Source organism: Brevibacterium pityocampae (assembly GCF_039541555.1).
GTDB lineage: Bacteria > Actinomycetota > Actinomycetes > Actinomycetales > Brevibacteriaceae > Brevibacterium > Brevibacterium pityocampae.
This window is the reverse complement of record NZ_BAABGL010000011.1, coordinates 57,452-83,927: the sequence shown is the minus strand read 5'-3', so window position 1 is coordinate 83,927 and position 26,476 is coordinate 57,452. Positions and strand designations below refer to the sequence as shown.

Annotated in this window: 23 protein-coding genes; 9 read left to right on the top strand and 14 right to left on the bottom strand. The window is 67.6% G+C overall.

Going from position 1 to position 26,476, the window contains the following annotated elements; translation table 11 throughout:
• Positions 1-65: 65 nt before the first annotated feature.
• Positions 66-551: a hypothetical protein gene (locus ABD883_RS08985; protein ID WP_345031533.1), complete on the bottom strand. Its 486-nt coding sequence runs from the start codon at positions 549-551 to the stop codon at positions 66-68.
• Between the two features lie 290 nt (positions 552-841).
• On the opposite strand from ABD883_RS08985, the gene ABD883_RS08980 reads away from it, so the two are divergent.
• The 7 genes from ABD883_RS08980 to ABD883_RS08950 all read left to right on the top strand — a co-directional run bounded on the left by ABD883_RS08980 (position 842) and on the right by ABD883_RS08950 (position 9,834).
• The gene (locus ABD883_RS08980) at positions 842-2,926 is read left to right on the top strand and encodes a hydantoinase/oxoprolinase family protein (RefSeq protein WP_217494891.1); all 2,085 of its coding nucleotides are present in this window, start codon (positions 842-844) and stop codon (positions 2,924-2,926) included.
• A complete protein-coding gene (locus tag ABD883_RS08975; protein ID WP_254668880.1) occupies positions 2,923-4,920 on the top strand; it encodes a hydantoinase B/oxoprolinase family protein in 1,998 nt (665 codons plus the stop codon). Before ABD883_RS08980 ends, ABD883_RS08975 begins: the two co-directional genes overlap by 4 nt.
• A gap of 117 nt (positions 4,921-5,037) precedes the next feature.
• Positions 5,038-5,748, top strand: a complete 711-nt coding sequence (locus ABD883_RS08970; RefSeq protein ID WP_247618505.1) for a glycosyltransferase family 2 protein — start codon at positions 5,038-5,040, stop codon at positions 5,746-5,748.
• Positions 5,745-6,875: an acyl-CoA dehydrogenase family protein gene (locus tag ABD883_RS08965; protein ID WP_247618506.1), complete on the top strand. Its 1,131-nt coding sequence runs from the start codon at positions 5,745-5,747 to the stop codon at positions 6,873-6,875. Before ABD883_RS08970 ends, ABD883_RS08965 begins: the two co-directional genes overlap by 4 nt.
• Positions 6,868-8,310, top strand: coding sequence for a bifunctional PIG-L family deacetylase/class I SAM-dependent methyltransferase (locus ABD883_RS08960; protein ID WP_247618507.1), 1,443 nt, complete (start codon positions 6,868-6,870; stop codon positions 8,308-8,310). The genes ABD883_RS08965 and ABD883_RS08960 overlap by 8 nt, the downstream gene beginning before the upstream one ends.
• A gap of 30 nt (positions 8,311-8,340) precedes the next feature.
• Positions 8,341-8,865, top strand: coding sequence for an MFS transporter (locus tag ABD883_RS08955; protein ID WP_345031524.1), 525 nt, complete (start codon positions 8,341-8,343; stop codon positions 8,863-8,865).
• A 222-nt stretch (positions 8,866-9,087) separates the two neighbouring features.
• Complete coding sequence (locus tag ABD883_RS08950; RefSeq protein WP_175406833.1) at positions 9,088-9,834, top strand: SAM-dependent methyltransferase; 747 nt, start codon at positions 9,088-9,090, stop codon at positions 9,832-9,834.
• Here ABD883_RS08950 and ABD883_RS08945 read toward each other — a convergent pair.
• Both ABD883_RS08945 and ABD883_RS08940 read right to left on the bottom strand, forming a co-directional pair.
• Positions 9,798-12,212, bottom strand: a complete 2,415-nt coding sequence (locus tag ABD883_RS08945; RefSeq protein WP_137318409.1) for a HelD family protein — start codon at positions 12,210-12,212, stop codon at positions 9,798-9,800. The two genes, ABD883_RS08950 and ABD883_RS08945, sit on opposite strands and share 37 nt — an antisense overlap.
• Positions 12,213-12,476: 264 nt before the next feature.
• Positions 12,477-12,941 carry a DUF3253 domain-containing protein gene (locus ABD883_RS08940; RefSeq protein ID WP_265809045.1) on the bottom strand — a complete coding sequence of 155 codons (465 nt, stop codon included), beginning with the start codon at positions 12,939-12,941 and terminating at the stop codon, positions 12,477-12,479.
• Between the two features lie 179 nt (positions 12,942-13,120).
• Here ABD883_RS08940 and ABD883_RS08935 point away from each other — a divergent pair, with 179 nt between their 5' ends.
• Entirely contained in the window at positions 13,121-13,531 is a 411-nt protein-coding gene (locus ABD883_RS08935; protein WP_137318411.1) for a nuclear transport factor 2 family protein, read from the top strand.
• Positions 13,532-13,576: 45 nt separating this feature from the next.
• On the opposite strand, the gene ABD883_RS08930 is transcribed toward ABD883_RS08935, so the two are convergent.
• The 3 genes from ABD883_RS08930 to ABD883_RS08920 form a co-directional block, all read right to left on the bottom strand.
• A complete protein-coding gene (locus tag ABD883_RS08930) occupies positions 13,577-14,032 on the bottom strand; it encodes a Zn-ribbon domain-containing OB-fold protein (RefSeq protein ID WP_247618518.1) in 456 nt (151 codons plus the stop codon).
• Positions 14,032-15,192: a thiolase domain-containing protein gene (locus tag ABD883_RS08925; RefSeq protein WP_265809046.1), complete on the bottom strand. Its 1,161-nt coding sequence runs from the start codon at positions 15,190-15,192 to the stop codon at positions 14,032-14,034. The genes ABD883_RS08930 and ABD883_RS08925 overlap by 1 nt, the downstream gene beginning before the upstream one ends.
• Before the next feature lie 133 nt (positions 15,193-15,325).
• Entirely contained in the window at positions 15,326-16,099 is a 774-nt protein-coding gene (locus ABD883_RS08920) for an SDR family NAD(P)-dependent oxidoreductase (RefSeq protein WP_247618520.1), read from the bottom strand.
• Between the two features lie 351 nt (positions 16,100-16,450).
• On the opposite strand from ABD883_RS08920, the gene ABD883_RS08915 reads away from it, so the two are divergent.
• Positions 16,451-17,539 carry an alcohol dehydrogenase catalytic domain-containing protein gene (locus tag ABD883_RS08915; protein ID WP_247618521.1) on the top strand — a complete coding sequence of 363 codons (1,089 nt, stop codon included), beginning with the start codon at positions 16,451-16,453 and terminating at the stop codon, positions 17,537-17,539.
• A 25-nt stretch (positions 17,540-17,564) separates the two neighbouring features.
• Here the strand turns inward: ABD883_RS08915 and ABD883_RS08910 are convergent, their stop codons facing one another.
• The 8 genes from ABD883_RS08910 to ABD883_RS08875 form a co-directional block, all read right to left on the bottom strand.
• Complete coding sequence (locus ABD883_RS08910) at positions 17,565-18,005, bottom strand: NUDIX hydrolase (RefSeq protein ID WP_247618522.1); 441 nt, start codon at positions 18,003-18,005, stop codon at positions 17,565-17,567.
• Positions 18,006-18,242: 237 nt separating this feature from the next.
• On the bottom strand, positions 18,243-19,127 hold the full coding sequence (locus tag ABD883_RS08905) for a carbohydrate ABC transporter permease (RefSeq protein ID WP_101652806.1): 885 nt from the start codon (positions 19,125-19,127) through the stop codon (positions 18,243-18,245).
• Positions 19,120-19,977 (bottom strand): carbohydrate ABC transporter permease, encoded by an 858-nt coding sequence (locus ABD883_RS08900; protein ID WP_245873654.1) that lies wholly within the window; start codon positions 19,975-19,977, stop codon positions 19,120-19,122. The genes ABD883_RS08905 and ABD883_RS08900 overlap by 8 nt, the downstream gene beginning before the upstream one ends.
• A gap of 94 nt (positions 19,978-20,071) precedes the next feature.
• Positions 20,072-21,409: an ABC transporter substrate-binding protein gene (locus tag ABD883_RS08895; RefSeq protein WP_101652808.1), complete on the bottom strand. Its 1,338-nt coding sequence runs from the start codon at positions 21,407-21,409 to the stop codon at positions 20,072-20,074.
• A gap of 25 nt (positions 21,410-21,434) precedes the next feature.
• On the bottom strand, positions 21,435-22,889 hold the full coding sequence (locus ABD883_RS08890) for an NtaA/DmoA family FMN-dependent monooxygenase (RefSeq protein ID WP_265809048.1): 1,455 nt from the start codon (positions 22,887-22,889) through the stop codon (positions 21,435-21,437).
• Between the two features lie 65 nt (positions 22,890-22,954).
• Positions 22,955-24,025 carry an aldo/keto reductase gene (locus tag ABD883_RS08885; protein WP_247618525.1) on the bottom strand — a complete coding sequence of 357 codons (1,071 nt, stop codon included), beginning with the start codon at positions 24,023-24,025 and terminating at the stop codon, positions 22,955-22,957.
• Between the two features lie 16 nt (positions 24,026-24,041).
• Positions 24,042-25,268: an acyl-CoA dehydrogenase family protein gene (locus tag ABD883_RS08880; RefSeq protein ID WP_247618526.1), complete on the bottom strand. Its 1,227-nt coding sequence runs from the start codon at positions 25,266-25,268 to the stop codon at positions 24,042-24,044.
• Complete coding sequence (locus ABD883_RS08875) at positions 25,265-26,467, bottom strand: acyl-CoA dehydrogenase family protein (protein ID WP_247618527.1); 1,203 nt, start codon at positions 26,465-26,467, stop codon at positions 25,265-25,267. The genes ABD883_RS08880 and ABD883_RS08875 overlap by 4 nt, the downstream gene beginning before the upstream one ends.
• Positions 26,468-26,476 lie beyond the last annotated feature (9 nt).

The window sequence follows — 26,476 nt, the reverse complement described above, 5'->3', positions numbered from 1 at the left end:
ACAAACTCGCCATCGTCTACCGCGCAGCAGTCGTACTCAACGCGGCTATTGCGTGGCTACACCATTTATCGGACACGCCCTAGGTGTACACCGTCCGGGATCGTCTGCGGTGAACTCGGGCTGGGCGCATCTCCGACCCCCGTCACGATGGAAGCCCGGGCGATGCGCAGCGGTTGATACGCCGCGAAGCCGAACTCGGCGAGCCGATTCCACATCGACCCCTCACGGCCGGGGCTCACCCCGACGATGAGCTCCTTGAGGACCTGAGCCGATTCCTCGCGTCGCGTGGTGATCGCGAACGTCTCCAGGCTCTCGAAAGAGCGAAGGAGCTTCGCCACGCAATCGAGCACGAGCGCCGGCATCTCGGAGCGCGGGTTCCCCGGGAGCACGGCGACGACGATCGCGTACGTCCTTCGGCGAATCGACACCCGGTGCGCATGGACCTGCCACTTGCCGACGGTCCCGGCGATGCCGGATCCACCGTCGCCGACGACCTCACGGTCCGCAAGGGACTTCCGCCCGGTCCGGGGGTCGAGAACCCAGCGGGACACCAGCTGTCCCGGAGCAGCGCCGACGCTTCGCACGATCTCACCGTGCTCATTGATCACGAGTGCCGAACCATTGCAGACCCGCGCTGCGCGACGCACGAGAGATTCAAGCGGGTCCTCTTGCGCCATCGCAATGAGAAGTTGGTCGAGCACCCATTCCCGGGATCGTTCCACCTCAGACTCCCTGCTTTGTGGATTCCCCAAGGATACCCGTCGGATCCTTGAGTTGATCCATTGACGAGGCAACTCCGCACACCCAGGATATGAACCACATCACGAATGAAGGAGTGGATGTGGCAGACCTCAGAGTCGCAGTCGATGTCGGCGGAACGTTCACGGACGTCTGCATCTTCGATGAAGAATCCCAGATCATGAGAGTGACAAAAGTCCCCTCGACCCCGGACAACCCGATGGAGGCAGTCCTCAACGGCGTCGCACGCGCCCGGATCGACCTCTCCGAGGTCGAGCTCTTCTCGCACGGGACCACCGTCGCGACGAACGCGCTCATCACTAGGAAATTCCCCAAGGCCGCCATGGTGACCACGAAGGGCTTCCGCGACGTCCTGGAGATCCGCGACGGCACGAAGGACGACCTGTGGGATGCATACCGAGATGTCAGCGGACCGTACATCCGGCGCCGCGACCGGTTCGAGGTGTCCGAGCGGATCGACTACACCGGCAACGTCGTCGAACCCCTCGACGAGGACGAGGCGCGGCAACTGGCGGCACTGCTCAAGAAGCGGGGAGTCGACACCGTTGCAGTGTGTTTCCTCAACTCCTACGCCAACGCCGAGAACGAGGAGCGGATGCGCGCGATCCTCACCGAGCACCTCCCCGATGCGAACGTCTCGACCTCGGCGGAGATCCTGCCGGAGATATTCGAGCACAACCGCTTCAACACCACCGTCGCCAACGCCGTCCTCGGCCCGCTGGTGTCCGGATACGTCGAGCAGCTCGACGAGAAGCTCACCGCTGGCGGCTACGCCGGAGAACTGCTGCTCCTGCACTCCGGCGGCGGTTCCATGACCTCGACCATGGTCAAGAAGTTCCCCGTCAGGCTGGCGGCATCGGGCATCGCCGCCGGGGCGATCGCCGCGAAGCACATCGCGGAGCAGTGCGGGTATGTCAACGCGGTGGGCCTCGATATGGGCGGCACCTCGACAGACATCTCCCTCATCAGTGAGGGCGAACTGCGCGTGACCAACGAATGGGAGGTCGAGTACGGCCACCCCATCGTCTTCCCCAGCATCGAGGTGCTCACCATCGGTGCCGGCGGCGGCTCCCTCGCGCACATCGACATCGCCGGCTCGCTCCGCAACGGCCCCCAGTCCGCAGGTGCCGCACCCGGTCCTGCCTGCTACGACCGAGGCGGCGAGGAACCGACGAACACCGATGCGAACCTCTGGCTCAACCGTCTCGGCACCGATCTGGCCGACGGCGAGATGACCCTCGACCGTCGGCGTGCAGAGCAGGCTATCCGCAGCACGATCGCCGAGCCGCTCGGACTCGAGGTCGACGAGGCGGCGGACTCGATCCTCAAGGTCGCGAACGCCAACATGGCCGATGCGGTCCGGCTGGTCTCGATCCGCCGCGGGCTCGACCCGCGGGACTTCGCGCTCATCGCGTTCGGCGGCGCCGGCGCGCTCCACGGCGCCGAGGTCGCGCGCGAGCTCAGCATCCCGGTCGTCATCGTGCCACCCAGCCCGGGTGTCACCTCGGCACTGGGCTGCCTCCTCGTGGACATCCAGCACGACCTGTCGCAGATGTTCACCGCCAGTGCATCCGAGGTCGACGCCGAAGACCTCGCCGAGCAGTTCCGGGCCCTCGAGTCCGAGGGCGCGGAACGCCTGCGCCATGAAGGGGTGAGCGACGACCAGGCCGTGCTGGAACGCGGGATCTCCATGCGGTACCAGGGCCAGTGGCGCTCCCTCCAGGTCCCGATCGGTTCCGATCCCGATGCGCTGCAGGCGGCTGTGCAGACTTTCCACGAGGAGCACGAGAAGCAGTACGCGTTCCGTCAGGACGACACCCCGGTCGAGATCTACCAGATCCACCTCAAGGCCCTGGGGAAGACCCCCAAGCCCAGCTTCCGGCCCGAGAACACCGCACCGCAGAGCCCGGGCGAGCCGGTCGAGGTCCGAGACGTGTACTTCGAGGGCCGATGGATCCCAACCCCGGTCCACGAGCGCGCGGGACTGGCCGCCGGGACGGAGTTCACCGGGCCCGCGATCATCAGCCAACTCGACTCGACGACAGTGGTGCCGCCGAATGCCCGTGCAGAGATCGACGAATGGATGAATATCCGCATCGTCCTCACCGACCGGGACACCGCGTCCGAGCCGGAAACCGATCACGATGAAAGCGAGAGTGCGCGATGACCACCATGGACACGGCACAGCGGGCCGACTCCTCGACCGCATCGCACCGGGCATTGGATCCGGTGACCTTCGAAGTCCTCAAGAATGCTTTCGCGACGAGCGTCGATCTCATGAGCGAGCAGATCCTTCGCACGTGCTATTCGTTCGTCATCTACTCCCGCGACTTCTCCTCGGCCCTGTGCGATCGCGAGGGGAACACGGTGATGCAGGGCAGCGCCGACATCGCCGTCCACGTCGGCACCCTCCACTTCCAGTGCAAAGCCGTGATGGAGGAGTTCGGCGACGACATCAATCCCGGGGACGTGTTCGCGATCAACGACCCCTACCGCGGCGGAACGCACTTCAACGACGTGAGCTTCATCCGTCCGATCTTCGCCGAGGACGAGATCATCGGATTCGCCCAGAACAAGGGTCACTGGGCCGATATCGGAGGCAGTGTTCCCGGTTCGTTCGACGTCTCGGCGAGCGAGCACTTCGGTGAAGGGCTGCGCATCACGCCGGTCCGGATCTGGCGCAGCGGGGAGTTCCTCCACGACGTCGCACAGCTCCTGGTCTCCAACACCCGGGCGCCTGACCAAGCGATGGGCGACCTCCACGCCCAGTCGGAGGCGACAGCGGTCTGTGAGCGCGAGGTCCTCCGTCTGGTCGACAAGTACTCGAAGCAGACGGTCCTCGACGCGATGCAGGAGACCCAGGACTACGTCTGCCGCACGGTCCTCGCCAGCCTCAAGAATCTGCCCCGGGGCGAGTGGGAGACCGTCGACTACATCGACGCCGACCCGGCGAAGGGCGAAGGGCTGGTGCCGATCCGGGTCAAACTCACCTTGGACGGCAACGGCATCCACTACGATCTCACCGGTTCTGCTCCAGCGGTCTCGACCTTCCTCAATTCTGGCTACGGGACGACCTTCTCGGCGGTCTACGCCGGCACGAAGACCTTCTTCCCCGAGGTGCCGCTCAACTCCGGGTTCTATCAGGCGGTGACCGCCGACATCGGGGAGGAGGGGACCGTCGTCAACGCCGGATGGCCGCACGCGGTGACCGGGTTCTGCTCGGGACCGTACGAGAAGGTCATGAATGCGGTGTTCGAGCTGTGGAGTCGAATCATGCCGGAACGCGCCATGGCCTGCGCGTTCAATCTGGAGTACCTGCTCGTCGGGGGCCACGACAGCCGGGTCGCCGGCAACCCGTATTTCATGTGGTACGACTGGATGGCCGGCGGGTGGGGCGGACGCTCCACCAAGGACGGGTCCTCCGCGACCGCACCCGTGTTCGGCACCGGACTGGCAGTCCAACCGCTCGAGGGCCAGGAGCGCTTGAGTCCGGTTATCACCACCAAGCACGCCATCAGCACCGACTCCGGAGGGCCGGGACGGTTCCGGGGCGGCTGCGGGATCGAGAAGGGCGGCATTCTCACGGATGCGAGCGGCACGGTCATGAGCTACTGCTGCGACCGTGGACGGTCGGTGACCTGGGGCATCGAAGGCGGATTGCCCTCCGTCCCCCACGGAGTCTGGCTCAACCCCGGCACCGCTGACGCGAAATACCTCGGAGCGACATTCTCCAGTGTGGCGCTCGCCCCAGGGGACGTCTTCGAGCGGCCCTCCGCGGGCGGCGGAGGATTCGGCGATCCTCTCGAACGCCCTGCAGAGGAGGTGCTCGAGGACGTCATCGACGAGTACGTCTCGATCGATCGCGCCGCAATCGACTACGGGGTGGTGATCCGGGAGATCGATGCCGAGCTCGACGAGTTCGAGATCGACCACCACGCGACCACCGATCTGCGTGCGCGGATCCGGAGCGAGCGGGGTGACCGGCTCGATGCGGACCCCGCTGAGGTCGCAGCGCGGTTCAGGTCGGGCGACCTCACTGTGCACGATGTCGTCCGGCAATACGCCGTGATCCTCGACTGGGGCACCGGGGAGCTGCTTGAGAAGTCGACTGCGCAGTTCCGCGACAGTGTGCGCAGCCGGTCGGCCGCGCACTGGAGCTGACCGAGAGGTCGGATCTGAGCCTTCTTCTCGGGCACGGCGGCTAAGATGGCTCCCGGGCACAAGGCTCCTTGTGCCACGAGCGTGCGCCTGACGGCGCACTCGTCAGGGGAGGCACCGGTGTCAGCTGCAAGCGTCGAGTGCTGCGTGGTCGTGCCGGCGCACGACGAGGCGGAGCTCATCGGTCGCACCCTCGCTTCCCTCCGCACCGCCGCCGCGACCGCACGGATCGCGCCGCGCGTCATCGTCGTCGCAGACGCCTGCACCGACTCCACTGCCGTGATCGCCCACCGATCCGGGGCCGAGGTCGTCGAGATCGACGCACGGAACGTCGGTGCGGCCCGCCGAGCCGGGTTCGAGCACCTCCTCGGTCCCGCGAGCGCTGTCGGCGATCCCACGGACTCCGCGGGCAGCGCGCTGTGGCTCGCGACCACCGACGCGGACAGCACCGTCCCGTCCACGTGGTTCTCCCGCCACCTCGCCTATCGCGCTTCCGGCGCCGACCTCGTCGCCGGCACCGTGGTCCTCGAACCCGGCCCGGCGATCGACCCCCTCCACGAGCGGTGGACGAGCGCCTACTCCCTCAAGATCGAGGCCGGCCGGCACCATCACATCCACGGCGCCAACCTCGGCTTCACCGCGCAGGCGTACCGCGCACTCGGTGGCTTCAGCGCCCTCGCACTCCACGAGGACGTCGACCTCGTCCAGCGCGCTGCGGCCTCCGGCCTGTCCGTGGCCTGGGCGCTCGACATCCCGGTCGCGACCTCGCGCCGCACCCACGGCCGCTCCCCCGGCGGCTTCTCCGACGACCTCAAGGCGATGGTTCCATGACCGCTCACCCGACCGATTCGACTGCCCGCGGGGAACTCGCGACCCGGCTCCGCACCCTCACCCTGCCGCTGCCCGGGCGCGGCGGGACGATTCGCCGCTGGGAGCACCTCGCGCGGCTCACCGCAGAGGACATCGTGACCGGCCGTCTCATCGAGGCCCATGCCGACGCGATCGCGATCACCACGGATCTGGGTGCTTCCGGGCTCGTCACCGCGGACTCGCACTGGGGCGTGTGGGCGGCCGAACCGCCCCGGCCGCTCCTCACCGCGTCGGAGAGCTCAGGACAACCCAGCGGCTGGGTCCTCCACGGCACCAAACCGTGGTGCTCGGGCGCCTCGCTGTGCACCCATGCGCTCGTCACCGCCACCACCCGGGAACGCACCCCGGATTCGCCCGCGGAGGTCGCCCTCTTCGCAGTCGATCTCTGGCAGACGGGGGTCCGGGCGGTGCCGGGCACCTGGCCTGCGGTCGGGATGGCCGCGAGCGATTCCGGCTGGGTCGAGTTCGACGACGTGCCCGCCCGGCGCCTCGGCGGCCACGCCGACTACCTCGAGCGGCCGGGGTTCTGGCACGGCGGGGTGGGAGTCGCCGCCTGCTGGTTCGGCGGTGCACGTGCCGTGGCCGCGCCGCTGTTCGAGCGGGCGGCGCGGGCGAACGCATCTCCGCTCGTCCGGGCCCATGCCGGTGCGGTCGCCGCCGAGCTCGCCGCCGGCTGGAGCCTCCTCGAGCACACGGCCGCGTTCGTCGACGCGGACCCGGACGACGAACGCGGCCTGCTCATGGCCCGCGCGCTCACCGTGCGCACGCGGATCGACCGGATGGCAGCCGGCGTCATCGACCGGGTCGGCCGGGCGCTCGGGGCCGGACCACTGTGTTCGGACGGGGAGCACGCCCAGCGGGTGGCAGACCTCGGCGTCTACATCCGGCAGACCCATGCCGAGGCGGACGAGGCGACGATCGCCGCCGAGGTGCGCGCCCACGCCGAGCGGGCAGGCGCCGCCGGTACGAGCACCGGAACCGGGCCTGGGAACGGGCCTGGGACTGCCGACGTGGACGTCGTCGCAGCAGCTCACTGGGACACGCTCATCGGCTTCGATTCGACCCCGCTGCGCGGCACTGATGACTGAGGCGGATCACCCCACCGCGTTCTCCGGCCGGGACGCGCCCACCACCTCGGCGGGTGACCTCGCCGCGTTCGAGGCCGGAGTTCCCCACTGGGCGGGAGAGCGGGATCGGCACGGCCGGTGGGCGCCGGTGGACATGCCCGCGCTCGTCGTCGTGGCCCCGCACCCGGACGACGAGGTCGTCGGCGCTGGCGCGCTGCTCGGCGCGGCGGTGCGTGCGGGCGTTCCGGTGACCGTGGTCGCCGTGACGGATGGAGAGGGTTCCCACCCGGCGGCAGCCATCGACCCCGAGGAGCTCGCGCGGATCCGCACCCGGGAATCCGAGGCGGCACTTGCCGAGTTCGACAGGCTGGCACCCGCAGGTGGAAGCGGCGCCGGGATCCGCCGCATCCGCCTCGGCCTGCCCGATGGTCATGTCGCCGGCGGCGAGGACCAGGCGGTCGACGGTATCGCCGCGGTCCTCGAACAGCAGCCGGCGGGCACATGGCTCGCGGCCCCGCTGTGTGTGGACGGGCACCCCGATCACGATGCGAGCGGCCGGGCCGCCCGCCGTGCCGCCGCCCGGTTCCCGAGCGTCCGTGTCGTGGAGTTCCCGGTGTGGCTGTGGCAGCACTCACTGCCGGGCGCGCACCTCGAGGTGGAGTGGGACGCCGCCCGCGCCATCGATGTCGACGACGAGCTGTTCACCGCGCGCGAGCGGGCGGTGGCAGCGTTCCGATCGCAGATCAGCCTCGAGCACGGGGTGCCGGTCGATCGGACCGGCGACGATCCGGAGACCGCGGTCGTGCTGCCGCCGCAGGTGCGGGAGCGGATGCTGCGCCGCCGCCAGATCGTATTCCCGCATCCGGGCGGCGGATTCGCGGCCCTCTATGCGCACGGCGAGGACCCGTGGAACCTCGCCGACCGGTGGTACGAGGAGCGCAAGTACGCCCTCACCCTCGCGATCCTGCCCCGGCGCACGTTCCGCCGCACCTATGAGCCCGGATGCTCGATCGGCGTCCTCACCGCGCAGCTGGCGCAGAGGTGCGAGCAGCTCATCGGCACCGACATCATCCCGCAGGCCATCGAGTCGGCGCGCCGTCGGGTGCCCGCCGACCACGTCGACCTCCGGGTCGCGGGAATCGACGACTGGCCGGAGGGCCGGTTCGACCTCATCGTGCTCAGCGAGCTCGCCTACTACCTCGCCGACGCGGAGTTCGAGCATGCGCTCGCGCGCGCTGCGGAATCGCTCGAGGAGGGCGGGGTGCTGGTCGCCGTGCACTGGCGTCATCCGATCCCCGGCGCCTACCGGGACGCCGAGGCGATCCACACCGCACTCGCCGCACAGCCGGGCTGGGTGCGACACGCCTCGTACCGGGACGCCGACGTCCTCATCGAGACCTTCGGACCGCCCGGCCCGAGTGTGGCGAGTGCGGAGTTCCTCGACGCGGAGGGGTGAGACCGGGGGCCGCGGCTGGTGCGGGACGCGATGATCACCGGCGTCGGCGTGCTCCTGTGCTCGGCGACGTTCCTCCTCATCGAGCAGTACATCGTGCTCGCGGTCATCGGGTTCACCCTGTTCGGCATCGGCCTGGGCTTCTACGCCACCCCGTCGACGGATGCCGCGCTGTCGAACGTGCCCGAGGCACAGGTCGGCTTGGCGGCCGGCATCTACACGATGGCCTCCTCGCTCGGCAGCGCGATCGGTGTCGCGGTGTTCGCCGCGCTCTGCGTCGCCGGCCAGGCGGTGAGTCCGGAGTTCGTTCAGTCGTGGGGCCTGTTCATCGGCCGGCAGGACACCATCGCGCTCCGGTTCGGCGGAGCGATCGGCCTGCTGTTCAACGTGTTCATGGTGGTGATTGCCCTCGCGTCGATCATCCTCACCGTGCCCTCGCAGAAGAAGCTCGAGGCGCAGAGGGCGGCCGCTGAGAAGGGTGACACGGACGCCGAGGCACCGGTCATCCACACCGGGGAGGCGCTTCGCGACGTCGCTCCCCCGCCCATCGGCAACTGATCATGACGCCTGGCGGGCGCCTCGGCCGAGGTGCCCGCCGGGTCCCGGCAGCGGCGCGTCTGCCGATCCGCCGGCTCCGGCCCCGTCCTCTGCTGCACCTCTGCTGCGGACGGGGCCGGAGCTGCATCACGGAGCTGGTGCTGTGCACGGTGGCCTGGGATTGTGTCGAATCCCGGGCATACACGCATCCCCGTGTCAGCGATGCGTGGAACGATGGGCCGCATGAGCATCCCCGACTACATGATCGAGTTCCACCGCAACGCCGCCCGGCAGGCGCCGGGCAGCGACGACAGCACGCGGCGAGCGCTCTCCCTGGTACCGGGGGTCGACATGGTCCGGCGGGTGCTCGATCTGGGGTGCGGGACGGGTGCGCAGTCACTCGTCCTGGCGCAGGAGACCGGGGCGACGATCACGGCCGTGGACATCCTGCCGGAGTTCCTCGAGGAGCTCGAGGCGCGCGCCCGGGCGGCCGGGGTCGCGGACCGGATCGCCACGCTCGAGGCGTCGATGATCGACCTCGACCTGCCGCCGGAGCACTATGATCTGCTGTGGTCGGAGGGCAGCGCGTACACCGTGGGGTTCGAGGCGGGCCTGCGCTACTGGAAGCGGTTCCTCGCTCCCGGGGGTGCGCTCGTGGTGTCGGAGCTGTGCTGGCTCACGGATGACCGGCCGCCGGAGATCGAGGAGTACTGGGCCGAGGGCTATCCGGGCATCGGGACGGTGGAGGAGAAGCTCGCGGAAGCCGCCCGGGCTGGGTACACGTGCATCGAACACTTCGTCCTGCCGCCCGAGGCGTGGACGGATGGTTACTACACGCCCATCCGGGAGCGGTCCGAGGCATTCAGCGAAGCGCACGGCCGCGATCCGGAGATCGACGCGTTCCTCGACTCCGGTCTCGACGAGGCCGCGATGTACGACCGGTTCGGCGAGTACTACTCGTACGTGTTCTTCGTGCTGCGGGCGGGGTGAGGCTCCTCATCGTCGAGCAGCTCGACGATTCGGCGAGCAACCCTGATCACCTCACCGGGTGCAATGACTGCACGCAACTCGGCGACCACAGTGTCGGCCATGACATCGATCAAGCGATCAGCGATAGACACTGCAGCGGTCTGTTTGGGAGATGCCGGAGATTCGTATGCCGACGTATCCGACAAATGACGCAGCGGGGCGGAATCCAAGGGCGGTGATCCCTTCGCACCGACGACGACGCCATGGGCCAGTGGCAGCAGTTCATCGACCTCATCCGAGTTGGAATTTTCCTGGTCGAACCTGTCATCAACATCGAACGGCGGCGGGGCGGAAACCACCTCTAACGACGGGAGCACCGGTCGCAACAGCGCCGGAACGTTCTCACCTGCAAGGATCATGTCCAGCCGGGCTGTCGATCGCGTCAGTGCGATGTACAGGAGCCGGGCTCCGGAATCCAGGTGGTAGATGCCCTTCGGATCCGCGATCACCACGGCGTCGAACTCGAGTCCCTTTGCGGTCTCGGGCCGGATGAGATTGATGTTCTTGCCCAGCGTTCCGGTGTCGGCCATCGAGTACCGCACACCTTCGCTGTCCATTCGAGCGGCGATCTCCGCGAGCATGGGAGCAGCCGCGATGACCCCGACCATGAGCCCGTCCGCTGAGTGCTCACGCGCGCATTCGAGCACGACTCGGGATACATCGCCGCTCCAGGCACTCAATACTCGTGGCTCGGAACCGGACGATCGAACTGATTCTGCCGCATCCAGGTCTGGAGCGATCTCGCTCTGCAATGCAACGGCGATCCGGAAGATCTCGTTCGGCACGCGGTAGACGTGTTTGAGCGTCCGCCGACTCGCTGGCACACCCTTCTTCTCCAAAGCGTCGATGATCTCATTCCAGGAGTTCCTGGCGAATGGTCCGGTGGACTGCGCGATATCACCGACAAGCGTCATCGCTCCGGTCCGCGATCGACGGGCGAGCGCCTGCAGCTGCATGCCGCTGAGATCCTGCGCCTCGTCCACGACGATGTGATCGAATCTCAGCTGATTGCCCGGGTCCATCAGGGCTTCGACCTCATGCAGGAGGAATGCGTCCTCGATCGACCACGGCTCATCGGAGATGTACCGCTGAGGGCGTCGATACAGCAGGTTCAGTTCTTCAGATGTCAGCTCATGGCCCCCAGCTGCACTGGTGCGATTGCGAGATCCGAACAGCTCCCGGAGGAACTGGAGCGGTGACAGGCTGGGCCATACTCGATCGACCTGCTGGTTGAAGGAGCTGGTGTCGAACTCTCGCTCGAAGCTCACGTCAGCTCGAGTTCCGAGCGACCGCAGGCATTCCCCGCGCAGAGCTTCGATGAACCGGTGTCGGCCTTCCCCGTATGGCAGATAGGACAGCGGCCTGATCAGATTGCGCACAGTCATGCTGGAGATCTGAATCGAACCCGCGGTGTTCGAACGCTTGACCTTGAGAGATTCGCCGCCAGTTCGCACTCGCAAGCGAAGCCCCTCCGCAAGCACGTGCTGCATTCGAGCATCACCCTTGAGCGCAGCCCTCGCCGGCTGCTCCGTGTGCCTTGGGACGACCAAGTCGCGCACAAGATCTTCGAGCGCTGCATGCCGGACCCCATCGTCACCCAAGGACGGCACAACGTCCTGGATGTACTTGACGAGTGTGGTGCTGGGCCCCACAACCAGCACGTCCTCCGGTCGGAGGCCTTGCTGATTGAAGAGAAGCCAGGACACTCGGTGCAGCGCCACTGCAGTCTTACCGGTGCCCGGACCGCCCTGAATGATGAGCAGTGATTTCGGTGTATGAGCGATGACGTCGTACTGAGCAGCCTGAATGGTGCGAACGATGTCGCCCATTGAATCGGTGCGGCCGGCTTCCAGGCTTTCGAGAAGCTCATCATCGAGCCGAACTTCTCCGCGCTCAAGGGCAGCGATCTCGTTCTCCAGCTGCGCGAAGACCAGATCGGAGAAGTCCTTGACTGTGTTTCGGTCCGTCCGGAATGTGCGCTTTCGGTTCACCCCGCCCGGGTTCTCCGGTGTTGCGGAGTAGAACCAGTTCCCCGCCTTGGATTTCCAGCTCGCTACGAGCAGGTCGCGGTTCTCGTCGAGGATTGCCGATTTCCCGACATATATCTTCCGCTCATCCTGCGTATCGACTCGTCCGATCGCCACCGGGTCATTCGGTCCGAGTGTGTCCCCAGATTTGAGAGCCCTGCTCAGGGCCCTGATGTCCGCAGCACTGCCTCCGGCACCGGCCTGAGACTTCTTGATCTGGTGCTGCGCGTCGACGTGCCTGCGCATCGCACGATCGAAATATTTCTGCTCCGCCGCGAGCTCAACAGTCTTGTCGATGGGTTCTGCCGACACGTATACCTACCTCAGAGAACGATGACAGTACGTATTGCGTACCACTCGTCACAGTATGCAATGGACCTCAGACACGGGTCGTGCTGTTCGGTCAGATCAACTCGATTTCTCTCCCAGTTGAGCCCGATACCGAGCGGAATCACATTTCTCAAGCGCCCATCAGACATCCATCGTCATCGCAGTCGCGTTCGATTGAACTACGCGGAGAATGCGAACCTGCCGCAGTGACCGAGTGCTCGCGTCGAGCGGGGTGAGGGCAGTCGGTCACCCATCACCGTCACCCGATGGACTTCGCACACGCATCTCGTCACTGCTCGGGCACGGAACCCATGCCTGAGTGTGCTGCCGATCGCGGATCACGGCCTCGACGAGAGATTCGCAGCTCTTCCATCCCGCACCGCCGACGGTCTGCGCCACCTCGGACGCGCATACGGGACCTCCGTCGCGAACCCGCAGAAGAGCGTTTATGACAGCTTCTGCCCGACGCCGCCGACCCTCATCGGTCGGCTCCCACCACGGTTCGCCGCGCTCACCCAGGGCGATCTTCGCTTCGTGCACCCGGGGACGCGCGGAATCACCGGCAGTCTTGATCTGCCGCCGGGCCCGCATCAGTTCGCCGACGAGTTCGCTCTTGATGTCCGGTGGAATCTCCGGATCCGTGGCCCGCCACCGGCGGCCGTTGACGACGATGTATCGGCCGTCATCGGTGTACCGGTGCTCTGCGTTCATGCGACCCGAGTCTACGGGCACGGTCTGTGCAGGTGGGCGATCCATCACCGCCTACTGGTGAGAAGCGGAGCATCGTCCCTGCAGCTCGGATCACTCTTTCGGCGTCTCAGCAAGTATCACGCGCACGCAATACACTCGTACAGACCGTCAGAGTCGACGACCACGAGGAGAACCCGCACATGACCGCTGCAGCACCCGCCCCCATCCAGGCCTGGCACGATCTCGTCCGCTCGCCCGAGCCGGAGAAGCTCCGCGCGCTCCTCTCCCCCGAGGTGACTTTCCGCTCCCCTGCCGTCCACACCCCGCAGGAGGGTGCGGAGAAGACCTTCGCCTACCTGTGGGCGGCGACCCAGGTGCTCCGGCCCACGCTCACCTACGACCACGAGTGGTACGACGCGAACTCCGCGGTGCTCCAGTTCAGCGCCACCGTCGACGGCCTCGACGTCAGCGGCGTCGACATCATCGAATGGGACGTCGAGGGGAAGATCACCGACTTCACCGTCATGGTCCGCCCGCTCAAGGGGCTCCAGGCCGTCATCGGGGCGATGGGAGCCGAACTGCAGAAGGGTTCGCCCGGGCAGACCGGCTGAGGCCTCGCACGAGGTCGGTCGGCAGGGGTTCTGAGGAGAGAACCCTCACCCCTGCACGGGCGCGAAGCGGGGCAACGCCGCCTCGCCCTCGGTCGAGTGGAACACCACCTCGACCGGCAGGCCGATCGCGAGCGCGCTCTCGTCGACGTCGACGATGTTCGTCATCATCCGCACGCCCTCGGCGAGCTCGACGTAGGCGAGCACGTAGGGCTCCGCGCCCCGGTAGTCGCCCAGGCCGCCACGGCGCACGACGCTCCAGCTGTAGACCTCGCCCTTGCCGGAGACCCGGGCCCATTCGACTTCGAGCCCTCCGCAGTGCGGGCAGAAGCCGCGCGGGTACCAGGTGTACTCCTCACACGTCCGGCAGCGGGTCACCTGGAGCTCGCCTCGAGTCGTCGCCTCCCAGAACGCACGCGTCTCTGCAGAGATCGGTGGAGTGGGGGCCGGCAGATCGCTGCCGATTTGCGCCTCAGCGCCGTGGGTGTCCGCTGTCTCGCTCATCATGCCTCCCGTCCGAGGATGAGCGTCGCGCTGCCCATCCGGGTCCCCAGCGATCCTCCGGTGCCGTGGGCGAGCGCGATCTCGCAGTCGGGCACCTGCACGGCCGGGTGCGCCTCGCCGCGCAGCTGGCGCACGGCCTCGAGGATCTTCGTCATTCCGCCGCGGTTGGCGGGGTGGTTGTTGCACAGTCCGCCGCCGTCGGTGTTGAACGGCAGCCCGCCGTCCGGTGCTCGCAGCGCGCCCGAGGCGACGAAGGCGCCGCCCTGCCCCTTGGGGCAGAAGCCGAGGTCCTCGATGGTCTCCACCACGGTGATCGTGAAGGAGTCGTAGATCGAGGCGTAATCGATTTCGGCGTGCGTCACCCCGGCCTCGGCGAAGGCGCGCGGCCCCGACCACACCGCACCGGTGTGCGTGAGGTCGATGCGTCCGCGGTTCGCGGTCTTGGGCGCCTCGCCGTGGCCGAGTACCGCCACCGAATGGCGATCGAGGCGCTTGGCGACCTCGGGGCTGACGACGACGACGGCCCCGCCGCCATCGGTGACGACGCAGCAGTCGAGGCGATGGAGCGGATCCGCGATGAGCGGGGAGTTGACGACGTCCTCGACGGTGACGACCTTCTGCAGGAGCGCATTCGGGTTGTGCTGGGCATGGAGCGAGGCGGCGACCTTGACCTCGGCGAGCTGCTCGCTCGTCGTCCCGAACTCGTGCATGTGGCGGCGAGCGGCCAGCGCGTACATCGACGGGGTGGACGTGCCGAACACGTTCTCGAACGCGTACTCCGGAGCGCTCGGGGTCACGGCGCCCGGGCTCGGGGCGGACACGGGCAGGCCCGCCATCGTCACGAGCGCGATCTCGCACTTGCCGGCGGCGATCGCGGCCGCGGCGTGCCCGACGTGCGCCAGATAGGACGAGCCGCCGGTCTCGGTCGAATCGAGGTAGCTCAGGCTCAGTCCCATGTAGTCCGCCATCGACAGCGCACCGAAGCCCGGCGCGTCACCGGCGCAGAAGTACCCGTCGACGTCATCGAAGGTCAGGCCGGCATCGGCGAGCGCGCCGACCGCGACCTCGGCGTGGACCTGCGCCACGGACCTGTCGGGGATCTTGCGCAGCGGATGCTCAAAGGCACCCGCGATGAGCGCCGCACCACGGATCGTCATCATTGACTCCTAGTGATCGTTCGTTCAACTTAGGAAATATTACCACGGAGGCATACGCGACCCGGCTGCACGGACATCGAGCGCGACGGAGCGACCCGCCCCTCCCCTACCGGCCTCGGGCGCATCACCGCCCCGCCTACACCGTCGCGCTCAGTCCGCCGTCGACGATGAGCGAGCCGCCGGTCATATAGGACGAGGCCGGGCTCGCGAGGAAGAGGAGCGCGGAGTCGAGCTCCTCCTGTTCGCCGAACCGCCCGAGGATCGCATTGTCGGCGACCATCTCCTGGAGCAGGTCGCCGCCCTCGGCCTCGGTCATCTCGCTCGCGAAGTACCCCGGGCACAGCGCATTGACCCGGATACCCTTGCGCCCCGACCACTGCTGCGCGAGATCGCGGGTGAGCCCGAGGACGCCGGCTTTGCTCGCCGCGTAGTGCGCCTGGGGATAGCGCGAGGAGGCGTGCCCGTGGACGCTCGACAGGTTGACGATCGCGGACCCCCGCGGCATGTGCGGCGCACACGCCCGGGCCATCCAGTAGGTTCCGTTGAGATTGACGTCGACGACGTTCCGGAAGACCTCGGGGTCCTCATGGAGGGCGACACCGGCCGGACCCATCCCCGCATTGTTGATGAGCACGTCGATCCGGCCGAACTCCTCGACGGCCGCGGCGGCCAGCGCCTCGCACTCGGACTGCACCGACACGTCCGTGCGCCGGGTGAGCACGGACGTTTCCGCAGCACGCAGCTCTTCGGCGAGGGCCTCGAGGCGGTCCTCGCGACGCGCGGCGAGGACGAGCGTCGCACCGACGGCAGCCGTGGCACGGGCGAAGCCGACGCCGAGGCCGGAGCTGGCTCCGGTGATGACGACGACCCTGTCGTCGAGCCGGAAGCGATCGAGCGGGTTGGAGGGCATGGCAGGTGTCCTGTTCGTCACGGGCAGACCTGGGCCGACGGGACGGCAGGGCACCGTCGGTCGCACTGCTCTCAAGTCTGCCGATCAAGCGTTCGGTTCGCGTGAATTGTCGCACACGGGCCTGCCGCGTGCTACGGCGCTCCGCGCGGCACTCGGCCCTGGGGGCGGATCAAGCCGCGGGGCCTCCGGCCGGCCGAGATGCACTGCGGCGCTCCCTTGCCCCGGAGACCTCCCCCTGTCAACGTCCCAAACAATCGTTCGAAACATTTTCAGCACCGGCGCATCGGGTCCAGCACCCGCGCCGCGTGCGCCGGACCCCGACAGCAGCCGCACCGAGGAGAACCCGCACCCATGAAAGCTCTGACCTTCCACGGCCCGCGCGACATCCGGTACTCCGAGGTGCCCGACCCGCAGCTCATCGACGAACGGGCGGCCGTCGTCCGGGTTACGCGTGCGAGCATCTGCGGCAGCGACCTGCACATCTACCACGGCGAGGGCTTCAGCGACGACCTCGGTTTCTGCGTCGGTCACGAGGCCGTCGGGGTCATCACCGAGGTCGGCGCCGCTGTCGACCGCCGTTCGGTGGGCGACCGCGTCCTCATTCCCGCGTCCGTGGGATGTACGCGCTGCCAGGCGTGCGATGAGGGCCGGACCAGCCAGTGCACCTCGCGCAGCGGTGCGACCGAGAAGTGCTACGGCCTGAGCACTGCCCTCCAGGGGTCGCAGGCGGAGCTCGTCGCCGTCCCCGACGCCGACCGCAACACCGTGATCATCCCCGAGGGGATCTCCGACGACGCCGCAGTCGTCATGACCGATGCCACCGCCACCGCCTGGTACCGAGCGCGACGCGCCCGCATCGCCCCCGGCGAATCGGTGGCGGTCATCGGCCTCGGCCCGATCGGCCAGACGGCCGTCCAGCACGCGCGCCTCATGGGTGCGGCGGAGGTGTTCGGCATCGACCCCGTTCCCGAGCGCCGCCGGATGGCCGCCGTCCAGGGGGCTCGGGTCGTCGACGCCGAGGACCCGGTCGCCCAGGTCCGGGAGTGGACCGGCGGGCAGGGTGCCCACGCCGCGATCGAGGCGGTCGGCGCCGACGCGACGATCGAAATGGCCCAGCGCCTCGTGCGGCGCACGGGTCGGGTGAGCGTCGTCGGCGTCAATCAGAACAAGCGGTACTCCTTCCACATGGAGCGGGCCCAGGTGAAGGAGCTCGAGTTCGCCATCGGCCTGTGCTCGGTCCAGTTCGAGCTGCCCACGCTCCTCGAGCTCACCCGGGCGGGCCGCCTCGATCCCGAGGTCGTCATCACGCACCGGCTCCCGCTGTCCGAGGGTCCGGCCGCCTATACCTGCTTGGACACAAAGTCGTGGGGTCCCAGCCTGGTTGATTCCAGCAGCTTTGCCGTAAGACTGCTTCCTTCTTCGCAGGCCGAAACCGAATGATCGCTCAGGGCCGGCCACCTGGGCGTCAGGGATTGCGCATTGGCTGGAGGGGAAAAGAAGGAGCGAGCGACTCTCCCTGCTCCTTCGAGTGAGCAACGCCATCGTGGAGCGGAAAATCGGGCCGGGCAACCCAGCGCGCGAACTCGATGGTCCCGCCCTCCTCGATGGCGCCCAGGTGCCCGCCGACGATGGTGGCGTCGAAGATGAAGCGCTGCGCCCGGAAAGGGCGCCCGGTGCGCCGGCTGAATGGCGCGGTGAAGTGATGCATCGCCAACAGAGAGCCGAGCTCGACGAGGTACCCCGTCTCCTCGTGGGCCTCGCGCACGGCAGCACTTTCGATGTCCTCGTCGAACTCCACACCGACCCCGGGCAGCGACCAGCCCGGATGGAATCCCGCCGCTCCTCCGTTGAACCAGGTCAGCAGGATCTCATTGGCGTCGTTAACCACCACCGCGTAGGCGGCCAACCGCGTGTTGTACTTGGTTGAAATGCACCCGAAGATTCTATGACTCGAACCCTTCCGGGAATAGCCCTGCCTGGAGGGATGACGATCGGCAGTGAGGTCAGAGCGAAGCCGAGCACCTCGCCGTCAGTCGCGTGCTACTCGATGCAGGCGTGCATGACTCTCTTCCGCCTCAACCACAACGTCGCCTCCGCGCGCGAGTCGACAGTTCTGAAGCGGATCGTTCGACTCTGGAGCGGCTCATTTCATCGCACCGGAGGTGAGGCCCTCGATCAGGTAGCGCTGCAGCAGTACCGCGATGGTGAACACCGGAACAACCGCCAACAGCGACGAGGCGGCGATCCGCCCGAAGTCCTGCACCCGCTCGCTGAGCATTCCTGCCAGCAGGACCGGAACCGTCTGCACGTCCTCGCTCTGGGTGAGGAAGGTGGCGAACAGGAGCTCGTTGTAGTTGAGGATCGCCACGATCACCCCGACGGCGATGAGCGCAGGCACGAGCATCGGCGTGACGATCCGCAGCAGCAGCTGCCATTCCCCCGCGCCGTCGAGCCGCCCGGCCTCCTCGATCTCGACAGGAAGGCGCCGGATGAACCCGTCCAGCAGCCAGATGGCCACCGGCACATTCATCAGCGCATACACCAGAATCAAGCCGGGCAGGCTGTTCGTCAGCCCGAGAACACGCAGCAGGGTGAGCAGCGGGATGATCGCCACGATCGGCGGCAGCAGCCACGGGCTGAGGATGAGCCCGCTCAGCAGCACTCCCCCGGTTCTGAACCGCGCCATCGCCCAGGCCCCGGGGAGAGCGAGCGCCAGCGTCAGCAGCGCTCCCGAGACGCTGGCGAGCAGCGAGTTGAGTACGCCGCGCGGCACTGCGGAATCCAACGCTCTCTTCCAGTTGCCCGCTGCGGGTTCGGTCGGAACGAGGATGCCTGCGGCGATCTGCCCCTGTGTCATGAAAGAGATCGACACGAGGTAGAGCAGCGGGACGAGCACGACGAGGACGCTGAGGATCACCCAACCGCCCCCGACCCATGACTGCCAGCGGGCTGCTCCTGCCGAGCGCCGTCGGCGGCTCCGGCTGAAGAGAACCCCCTTCAGCCCGGCTTCCTGCACAGCCTCAGACATCGCGAAGCCTCCTGACGATCAGGAAGATGGGAAGCGTGACGACGGTGACCACGACTGCCAGCAGCAGCGTGACGGTGGCCGCCATGCCGACGTCGAAGCCGCGCAGCGCGGTTCGCCAGATCAGGTATGCGGGCACCAGAGTGGAGGAGCCCGGACCGCCAGAGGTCATGACGTAGACCAAGTCGAAGACCTTGAAGGCGAGAATGAGGCGGATGAGGAACGCGGCGGCGATCGTGCCCGCGATCGCGGGCAGGGTGATGTGGCGGAACAGGCGCAGGCCGGTGGCGCCGTCTAGTCGTGCCGCCTCGGTCACGTGCGGGTCCTGGCCGAGCAGTGCGGTGAACACCAGCAGCACGACGAGGGGTGTCCACTCCCAGACGTCGGCCAGAGCCACTCCGAAGACCGCCCACGTCGTATCGGACAGAACTGCGAACGTGCCCGACCACGGAGTGAAGTGCTGAACAAGGGTGTGGAGGAGGCCACCGGAAGGGCTGAAGATGAAGCTGAAGAGGATGCCGACCACCACCGGCGGGACGATCATCGGCAGCAGCAGCACGGTCCGCACGAATGCTCCCGCCCACAGCGAGCGCCACAGCGCTATAGCGGTCAATGTCCCGAGCACCGTGCTCGCAACAGCAACCCCGATGGCATAACCCGTGCCAAGGGCGAGCGAGGTGCGAACATCCGCAGAGGCGAGGGCTGCCTCGAAGTTCGCGGTGCCGACGAACTCCTGGAACGGTCGGCCCAGGCTCGACTCGGTGAAGGCCGCCGAGGCGATGAACACCAGGGGATACGCCGCCAGTACCACCAGCACGAGCACGCTGGGGCTGACGAAGATCGCTCGATGCACGCGCGCGGGCACTCGGCGGCAGGGCCTGGACGACCTCTCACCAGCGGGTTCCGATGGGACGCCGGTGACCCGCGGCTCGGTGTGCGGGTGAAGATCAGTCGCCAAGGAGCCTCTCCCACTCTGCCTGGACACCATCAAGGGTCTCCTGGGCCGAGCCTCGCTGACCCGACAGGTGAGCGGCGATCTCATCGGTGAGGATCTGTGCGGCCTCAGTGGCGTTCTCACCTGTGGGCCATGCCAATGCCCCGTCGAGCGTCGACCTGTTGACCTCCTGGAGCTCGGGGAATTCTTCGCCATAGGTCGTGTCCTCCAGAGAGGAGACTCGATTCGGATCGATCCCGGTGGGCGGCAGCGCCGTGAGGAGTTCGGAGTTGACCTCGGAGGATGCCGCCCACTGGATGAACTGCTGGGCGAGGTCGGTCTTCTCGGAATTGCCCGCCACCACCCAGCTGAAGCCCGCCACGAGCGAGGCGCGCGGCTTCTCTCCCTCGGCTCCGCGGGGCAGGTACGTCACACCCCACTTGTCGACCACCTCGGAGCCGGATTCGGGATCCTGCGACCGCACGCCCAGGTCTGTCCAGTTCTCAATGAAGGCGACCTTGCCGGCGAACCACGCCGAGTTGCCGGCACCGAAGTCCGTCTCCGCCGGGGTGGGCAGAGCGTCGTCCCAGGTCTCCTCCAACGCCTCCAGGGCTGACACGGCTTCTGCCGAGTTGATGGCGGGGGCACCGGAATCGTCGAGGAATTCGCCTCCGAAGCCGGCCAGGCGGTTGGCGAAGCTCGCCCCGAGGATGAGCGGCGACTGCTCGCCGAAGACGGCAGCCCCGTAGACTCCCTCGTCCCCCTCGTTCTCCGTGATGGTCTGAACCTGCTCGGCGTACTCGTCCCACGTGGCAGGAGGCGCATCGAAGCCGTTCCGCTCGAGGATCTCCGTGTTGTAGAAGAGCGCGTGGATGTCCCCGTCGAAGGGCACCCCGTAGATCTCCTCGCCGACGTGGGCATACGGCTGCCAGATGGACGGGATGAAGTCGTCGACGTCGAGGTCCGGCGATCCCTCGACGAACTCCGTGAGCGGTTGGATGCTGCCGTCAGCGGCAAGGTCGCCGAGCGAGACGTACCACGGAGCCGACACATCGTAGACGTTCGCTCCGGACTGCTGATCGAGGGTGAGCGTCGAGGCGATCTCGTCGTAGGGGACGGTGGTGACGTTGATCGTCACGCCGGTCTCCTTCTCGAAGCTCTCGGCCAACCAGGCACCCGCGCCCTCGTGGGAGGCATTGAGGAGGAGGTTGAGCTCCTCGCCCTCGTATTCGCCCGCGAAGGCATCACCCTCGGCGGCGCTGGCGCTGCCGCACGCGGAGAGCGTCAGCGCGGCCACGACGCCGGCGGCGAGGAATTTCAGGCGGCCGGGGGCCGATCGTGTGCTGCTCATGGGGCATGTCCTTTCGTCGGGTGCGTCAGAGTCCTCGGCCTGCGAGGAGCTGCTGCTTCGGGGTTTCGGTGGAAGTCGCGCTGAGGTGGCCGAAGGCGCCTCGGTAGGCAGCCGCCGGATGGGAGTCGGGAAGCCGGTCGGCCCCCGTCACACGCGCGCGCAGGCTCGTCGGGCGGCGGGTCTGCTCCTCCTCCGCGGTGCGGGCGAGTCCACGGCTGCGCAGAACGGGCAGGACGTGATCGATGAACTCGTCGTAGCTGCCCGGGATCGTCGAGTTGATGACATTGATCCCATCGATCCCCGCGTCCTGCCAGGCTTCGAGCTCATCGGCGATCTGATCGGGCGTGCCGACGATCCTGGTCGCATGGGCACGGAAGTGGGCGAGGTCGCGCAGGGTGACGCGCCCGTTGGGTGCCATCGCTCTGAGCTCCGAGAGGTGTCCCTGGGCACCCTCGGTGTGCTCGAGATCATCCAGCGGGGCGTCGATCGGCAGGTGACCCACGTCGACCCCCAGGCTGCCCGCGGTGTGCGCGATGAGGGCGTGGATGTCGAGCGAGTTGTCGAGGTCCTCCGCCCGAGCCCTCGCCTCGGCTTCCGTCGAACCGACCACGAAGGAGAGTCCCTGGATGAACTTGACGTCCTCGGGCCGGCGCCCGGCCCGTGCGGCACGCTCCCTGACGTCCTTCGCATGTGCAGCCGCGATGTCGCGCCGCGGCGCCATGGAGAAGGTGGCCTCGGCATGTCGGGCAGCGACGTCCCGACCGCGGGACGAGGACCCAGCCTGGAACAGGAACGGCGTGCGCTGCGGCGAGGGCGCCGAGAGATGAGGGCCCTCGACCCGGTAGCGGGCGCCAGTGTGCTCGATCTTGGCCACCTTGTCCGGATCCCCGTGCAGGCCGCGTCCTCGGTCGTGCTCCAGGTGCTTGTCCTGCACCAGCGCACCGTCCTCCCACGAGCCCTCCCAGAGCTTGTAGCAGACCTCGAGGTACTCCTCCGCCCAGTCGTAGCGGTCGTCGTGCTCGGCCAGTCCGTCGCTCCCGAAGTTCCGGTGGGCGTTCTCCGAGGCGCTCGTCACCACATTCCAGCCCACGCGCCCTCCGGAGAGGTGGTCGAGGGTGGAGAGCTGGCGGGCGAAGGCGAAGGGGTGCGCCTGGATGACTGACGAAGTGAGCGCCAGTCCGATCCGATCGGTCACCGCCGCGAGCGCGGAGATGAGCACGAGAGGGTCGTTCGCCGGGATCTGCAGCCCCCGGCGAACATGAGACGCCCATCCGCCCTCGTGGTCGCCGTAGAGCCCGACGACATCAGCGAAGAAGGCGATATCGAATCCGGAGCTCTCGAGCCGCTGCACGAGCGACACCCAGTGCTGCAGCTCGTTGAACCGATGCTGCTGCGCCTCGGGACGGCGCCACGCGCCGCCGATGATGTGGCTCGTGGTGTTCATGAGAAAGGCGGAGAGAATGAGGGGGGAGCGGGACACGTCGGACCTCCAGGGGGTCAGGAATGCGGTCGGCGGGCCGGCGGCCTGCCGTAGCGTAGTGGGGATCACAGGTCCGAGGAGACCGACCAGATGTTGATGCCGGCCTCGCCCCGGGTGATCTCGTCGATCTCGGCGAGCTCCTCGCTGCTGAAGGACGTCGAGGACAGCGCTCCGAGGTTCTCGTCGAGCTGCGCAGTGGATGAGGCCCCCAGCAGTACGGAGGTCACTCCACCGTCGCGGAGCAGCCAGGCGATCGCGAGCTGGGCCAGAGTCTGCCCACGCCGCCGAGCGACCTCAGCGAGTCTGCGCAGGCGGTCGAGATTGTCCTCGCTGAGGTGGTGAGCGGGCAGCGAGGTGCGCCCCCCGGCAGGCTCGGCATGGGGGTCCTTCAGGTACTTGTCCGTGAGCAGCCCCTGCGCCAGAGGGGTGAAGGCGATCGACCCGAGTCCCGTCTCTTCGAGGACGTCGAGCAACCCGTCCTCGACCCAGCGGTTGAGCATCGAGTAGGCCGGCTGGTGGATGGTCAGCGGTGTTCCGAGCTCGGCTGCGATAGCCGCGGCTTGGGCAGTTCGCTCCGCCGAGTACGAGGAGATCCCGACATAGCGCGCCTTTCCGGAGCGCACAGCGGCGTCGAGAGCGCCGATCGTCTCCTCCAGCGGAGTCTCCGGGTCCACCCGGTGGGAGTAGAAGATGTCCACGTGATCGAGTCCGAGGCGGTGCAGCGACTCGTCCAGGCTGGACAGCAGGTAGCCGCGCGAGCCGAAATTCCCGTAGGGCCCGCGCCACTGGTCCCAGCCGGCCTTCGAGGAGATGCTGAGCTCGTCTCGGTAGGGTCTAAGATCCTTCGCCAGGACGCGTCCGAAGTTCTCCTCCGCCGCGCCGGCGGGCGGCCCGTAGTTGTTGGCGAGATCGAAGTGCGTGATCCCGGAGTCGAAGGCGTGCCGGATGATGTCGCGCTGCGTCTGGAACGGGGTCGTGTCACCGAAGTTCCACCACAGGCCCAGAGAGATGGGCGGCAGGAGCAGCCCGCTGCGTCCGACCCGACGGTACCCGAAGCGGGAGTACCGATCGTCGGCGGCTGCATACGGGGTGTGGGTCTCGGTGCCCCAGGCGGAAACGTCGACTGTCTGCGTCATATGTGCTCCTTCGTGGTCAGGTGTAGAGCGAGAGTGGCTGGAACTCGCCGTTGAGGTAGTGAGCGCCCACCTCGAGCTTCTTGTAGTCGACCGGGTCGTGCAGCGAGTGCGTGCGGATGTTGCGCCAGAAGAGATCGAACCCGATCGACGAGGCGGTGCTCGAGGTGCCGGTGGCCTCGAATATCCGGTTCGTCAGGTCCGTGGCGACATCGGAGGAGACGACCTTGAGTTCAGCGATCTCGATCGCCAGTTCACCACGCTGCTCGGAGGTCACCTCCCGGCCCAGGCCGATGACCTCGTCGAATCGTCGATTGACCCTGTCCGCCAGGGCGGAGACCGCGGCTGTGCGCGACTTGAGCTCTCCGTAGAGCCGCTGGACGAAAGGGTCGTGCCGGTACTGCTCCGCCGAGGACAGGAACCACGCGTTGGGCCGCTTGTTGGTGAGACTGCGCCCGGTTTCCAGCGCTCCCTCCGCGATGCCCAGATAAAGGTTGCCGAAAGCCAGCTGGATGCCCGGGGTGACGAGCGTGGAGAACGGCTCCTCCCCGAGGAAGCCGAGGAAGTCGGATTCCTCAACCCGCACATCGTGGTAGATGACGGTGTTCGACGACGAGAGCCGCTGGCCGAGGAAGTCCCAGTCGTCCACGTACTCCACACCGTCCCGGTCGTGATCCAGGACAAGGGCCCCGACCTCCCCGGCTCTCGGCCCTTCGGAGACGGTGGCGTTGACGAGGAGAACATCGCCGACCGCCGAACCCGTCGAATACCTCTTCTTCCCTGTCAGGCGATATCCGTTCGCCTCCGGGACCAGGACGAGATCGGGATCGGTCGGGTTGACCGAATCGCCCCAGATCCACCTGCCCTCGATCGTCGCCCGGTGCCACCGCTCACGGTCGGCGGGGTTCGCGATGTTGAAGACGACGTTGGCTGCGTTGATGTAGTGGTAGGCCAGGACCTGGGCGATCGAGGCGTCGGCGCGCGCGAGAACCCGCACGACGAGGAACGCCGTCTCCCAGTGGGCACCTCCCCCGCCGAACTCCTTGGGCTCCAGCAGGGTCACCAGCCCGGACTCCTTGAGCAGGTGAACCTCCGAATGCGGGGTCCGGTTGGCACGGTCGCGGGCGACAGCGTCAGCAGCGAGGGTGTGCGCCACGTCCTCGGCGACAGCGGTCCACGCGGCGATCTCCTCCGCAGAGGCCGCTCCGCTCCAGTGCGAGCGCTGGGCGATAGTGTGCTCTGTCATTTCGATGCTCCTTCAGGTACGCCCACACTCCAGAGGCGGACAGGATCCGTGCCGCTGACGCGATGGTCACCGGCTATGCGTGCTTTGTAGACCCAGGGGTTGTGGCTGGTCACAGTGCGCGCGTTGCGCCAGTGACGATCCAGCGCCTTCGCACCGTCGACGCCGGATGCGCCGAGCGCGTCGAAAATCCGCGTCACAGCTTCCAACACCGGCCTGTGCAGGGCCACCTGTGCCCGCGCCGTCGCCAGTTCGGCGGCGTTCGCCGCTGCGATCTGCGCTGCTTCATCAGCACCGCGTGCAGCGAAGGCGGCGTCGAGCGCGCGTGCGGTCTCCAGCACCTGTGCCCGCGCCAGAGCTGCGGTTGCGTCCACCTCACCGACCGCCTGCAGGAGCTGCGGGTCGGAGGCGGGTGAGGTCGAGTTGGCATGTGTGTAGATCCGCCTCCTGGTCAGCAGCGATTCGGCGACATCTCGCGCGGCTGCCTCGGCGATGCCGGCGAGCACGATGAGGAGGACATGCTGGTACAGCGCAGTCTGGTAGGGGAAGCGGTCCGCGAGCAGGCGCACCTCGTACTCGGCGACCTCCGCGTCGGTGAGGGTGGCGGTGCCGGACCCGGTGGTCCGCTGACCGAAGCCCGTCCAGTCATCCTCGATGTGGACTCCAGGCTGATTCCTTCGCACCAGCACTGCGAGCTCGTTGCCGTTCTCGTCCCTCGCGGTGACGTCGAGCCAATCGGCGAAGATCGACCCGGTCGTGTAGTACTTCACGCCATTGACCACCGGCCCCTCCGGCCCCTGGGATACGATCGTGCCGGAGCGGTTGTAGCCGCCTGAACCCGGTTCCGTCCAGGCATTTCCGGCGATCTCTCCCGTCCGGAAGCGCTCCAGCCAGCTCGCGGCAGCCTCGCCATCGACGCCCCGCCAGAGAACTTCTTCCTGGACCGCCAGATGTCCGCGCAGCGCCTGCGGAATGTTGCTGTCCTGGGCAGCGAGCTCCAGCAGCACTTCGGTGGTGTGGACCCAATCGAGTCCGAACCCTCCGAAGGCCGCAGGGATTCGCAGACGTCCGATCCCCTCGTCCGCGAGCGAGCGGATCACGTCGACGGGCAGGGCGCGCTCGACCTCTCGTCCACGGGCGCTCTCACCGGCGCGCCTGATGGCGCCGGCGAGCGACTCGGGCACAGGCAGGGATGCAGCCACTCGTCCTCC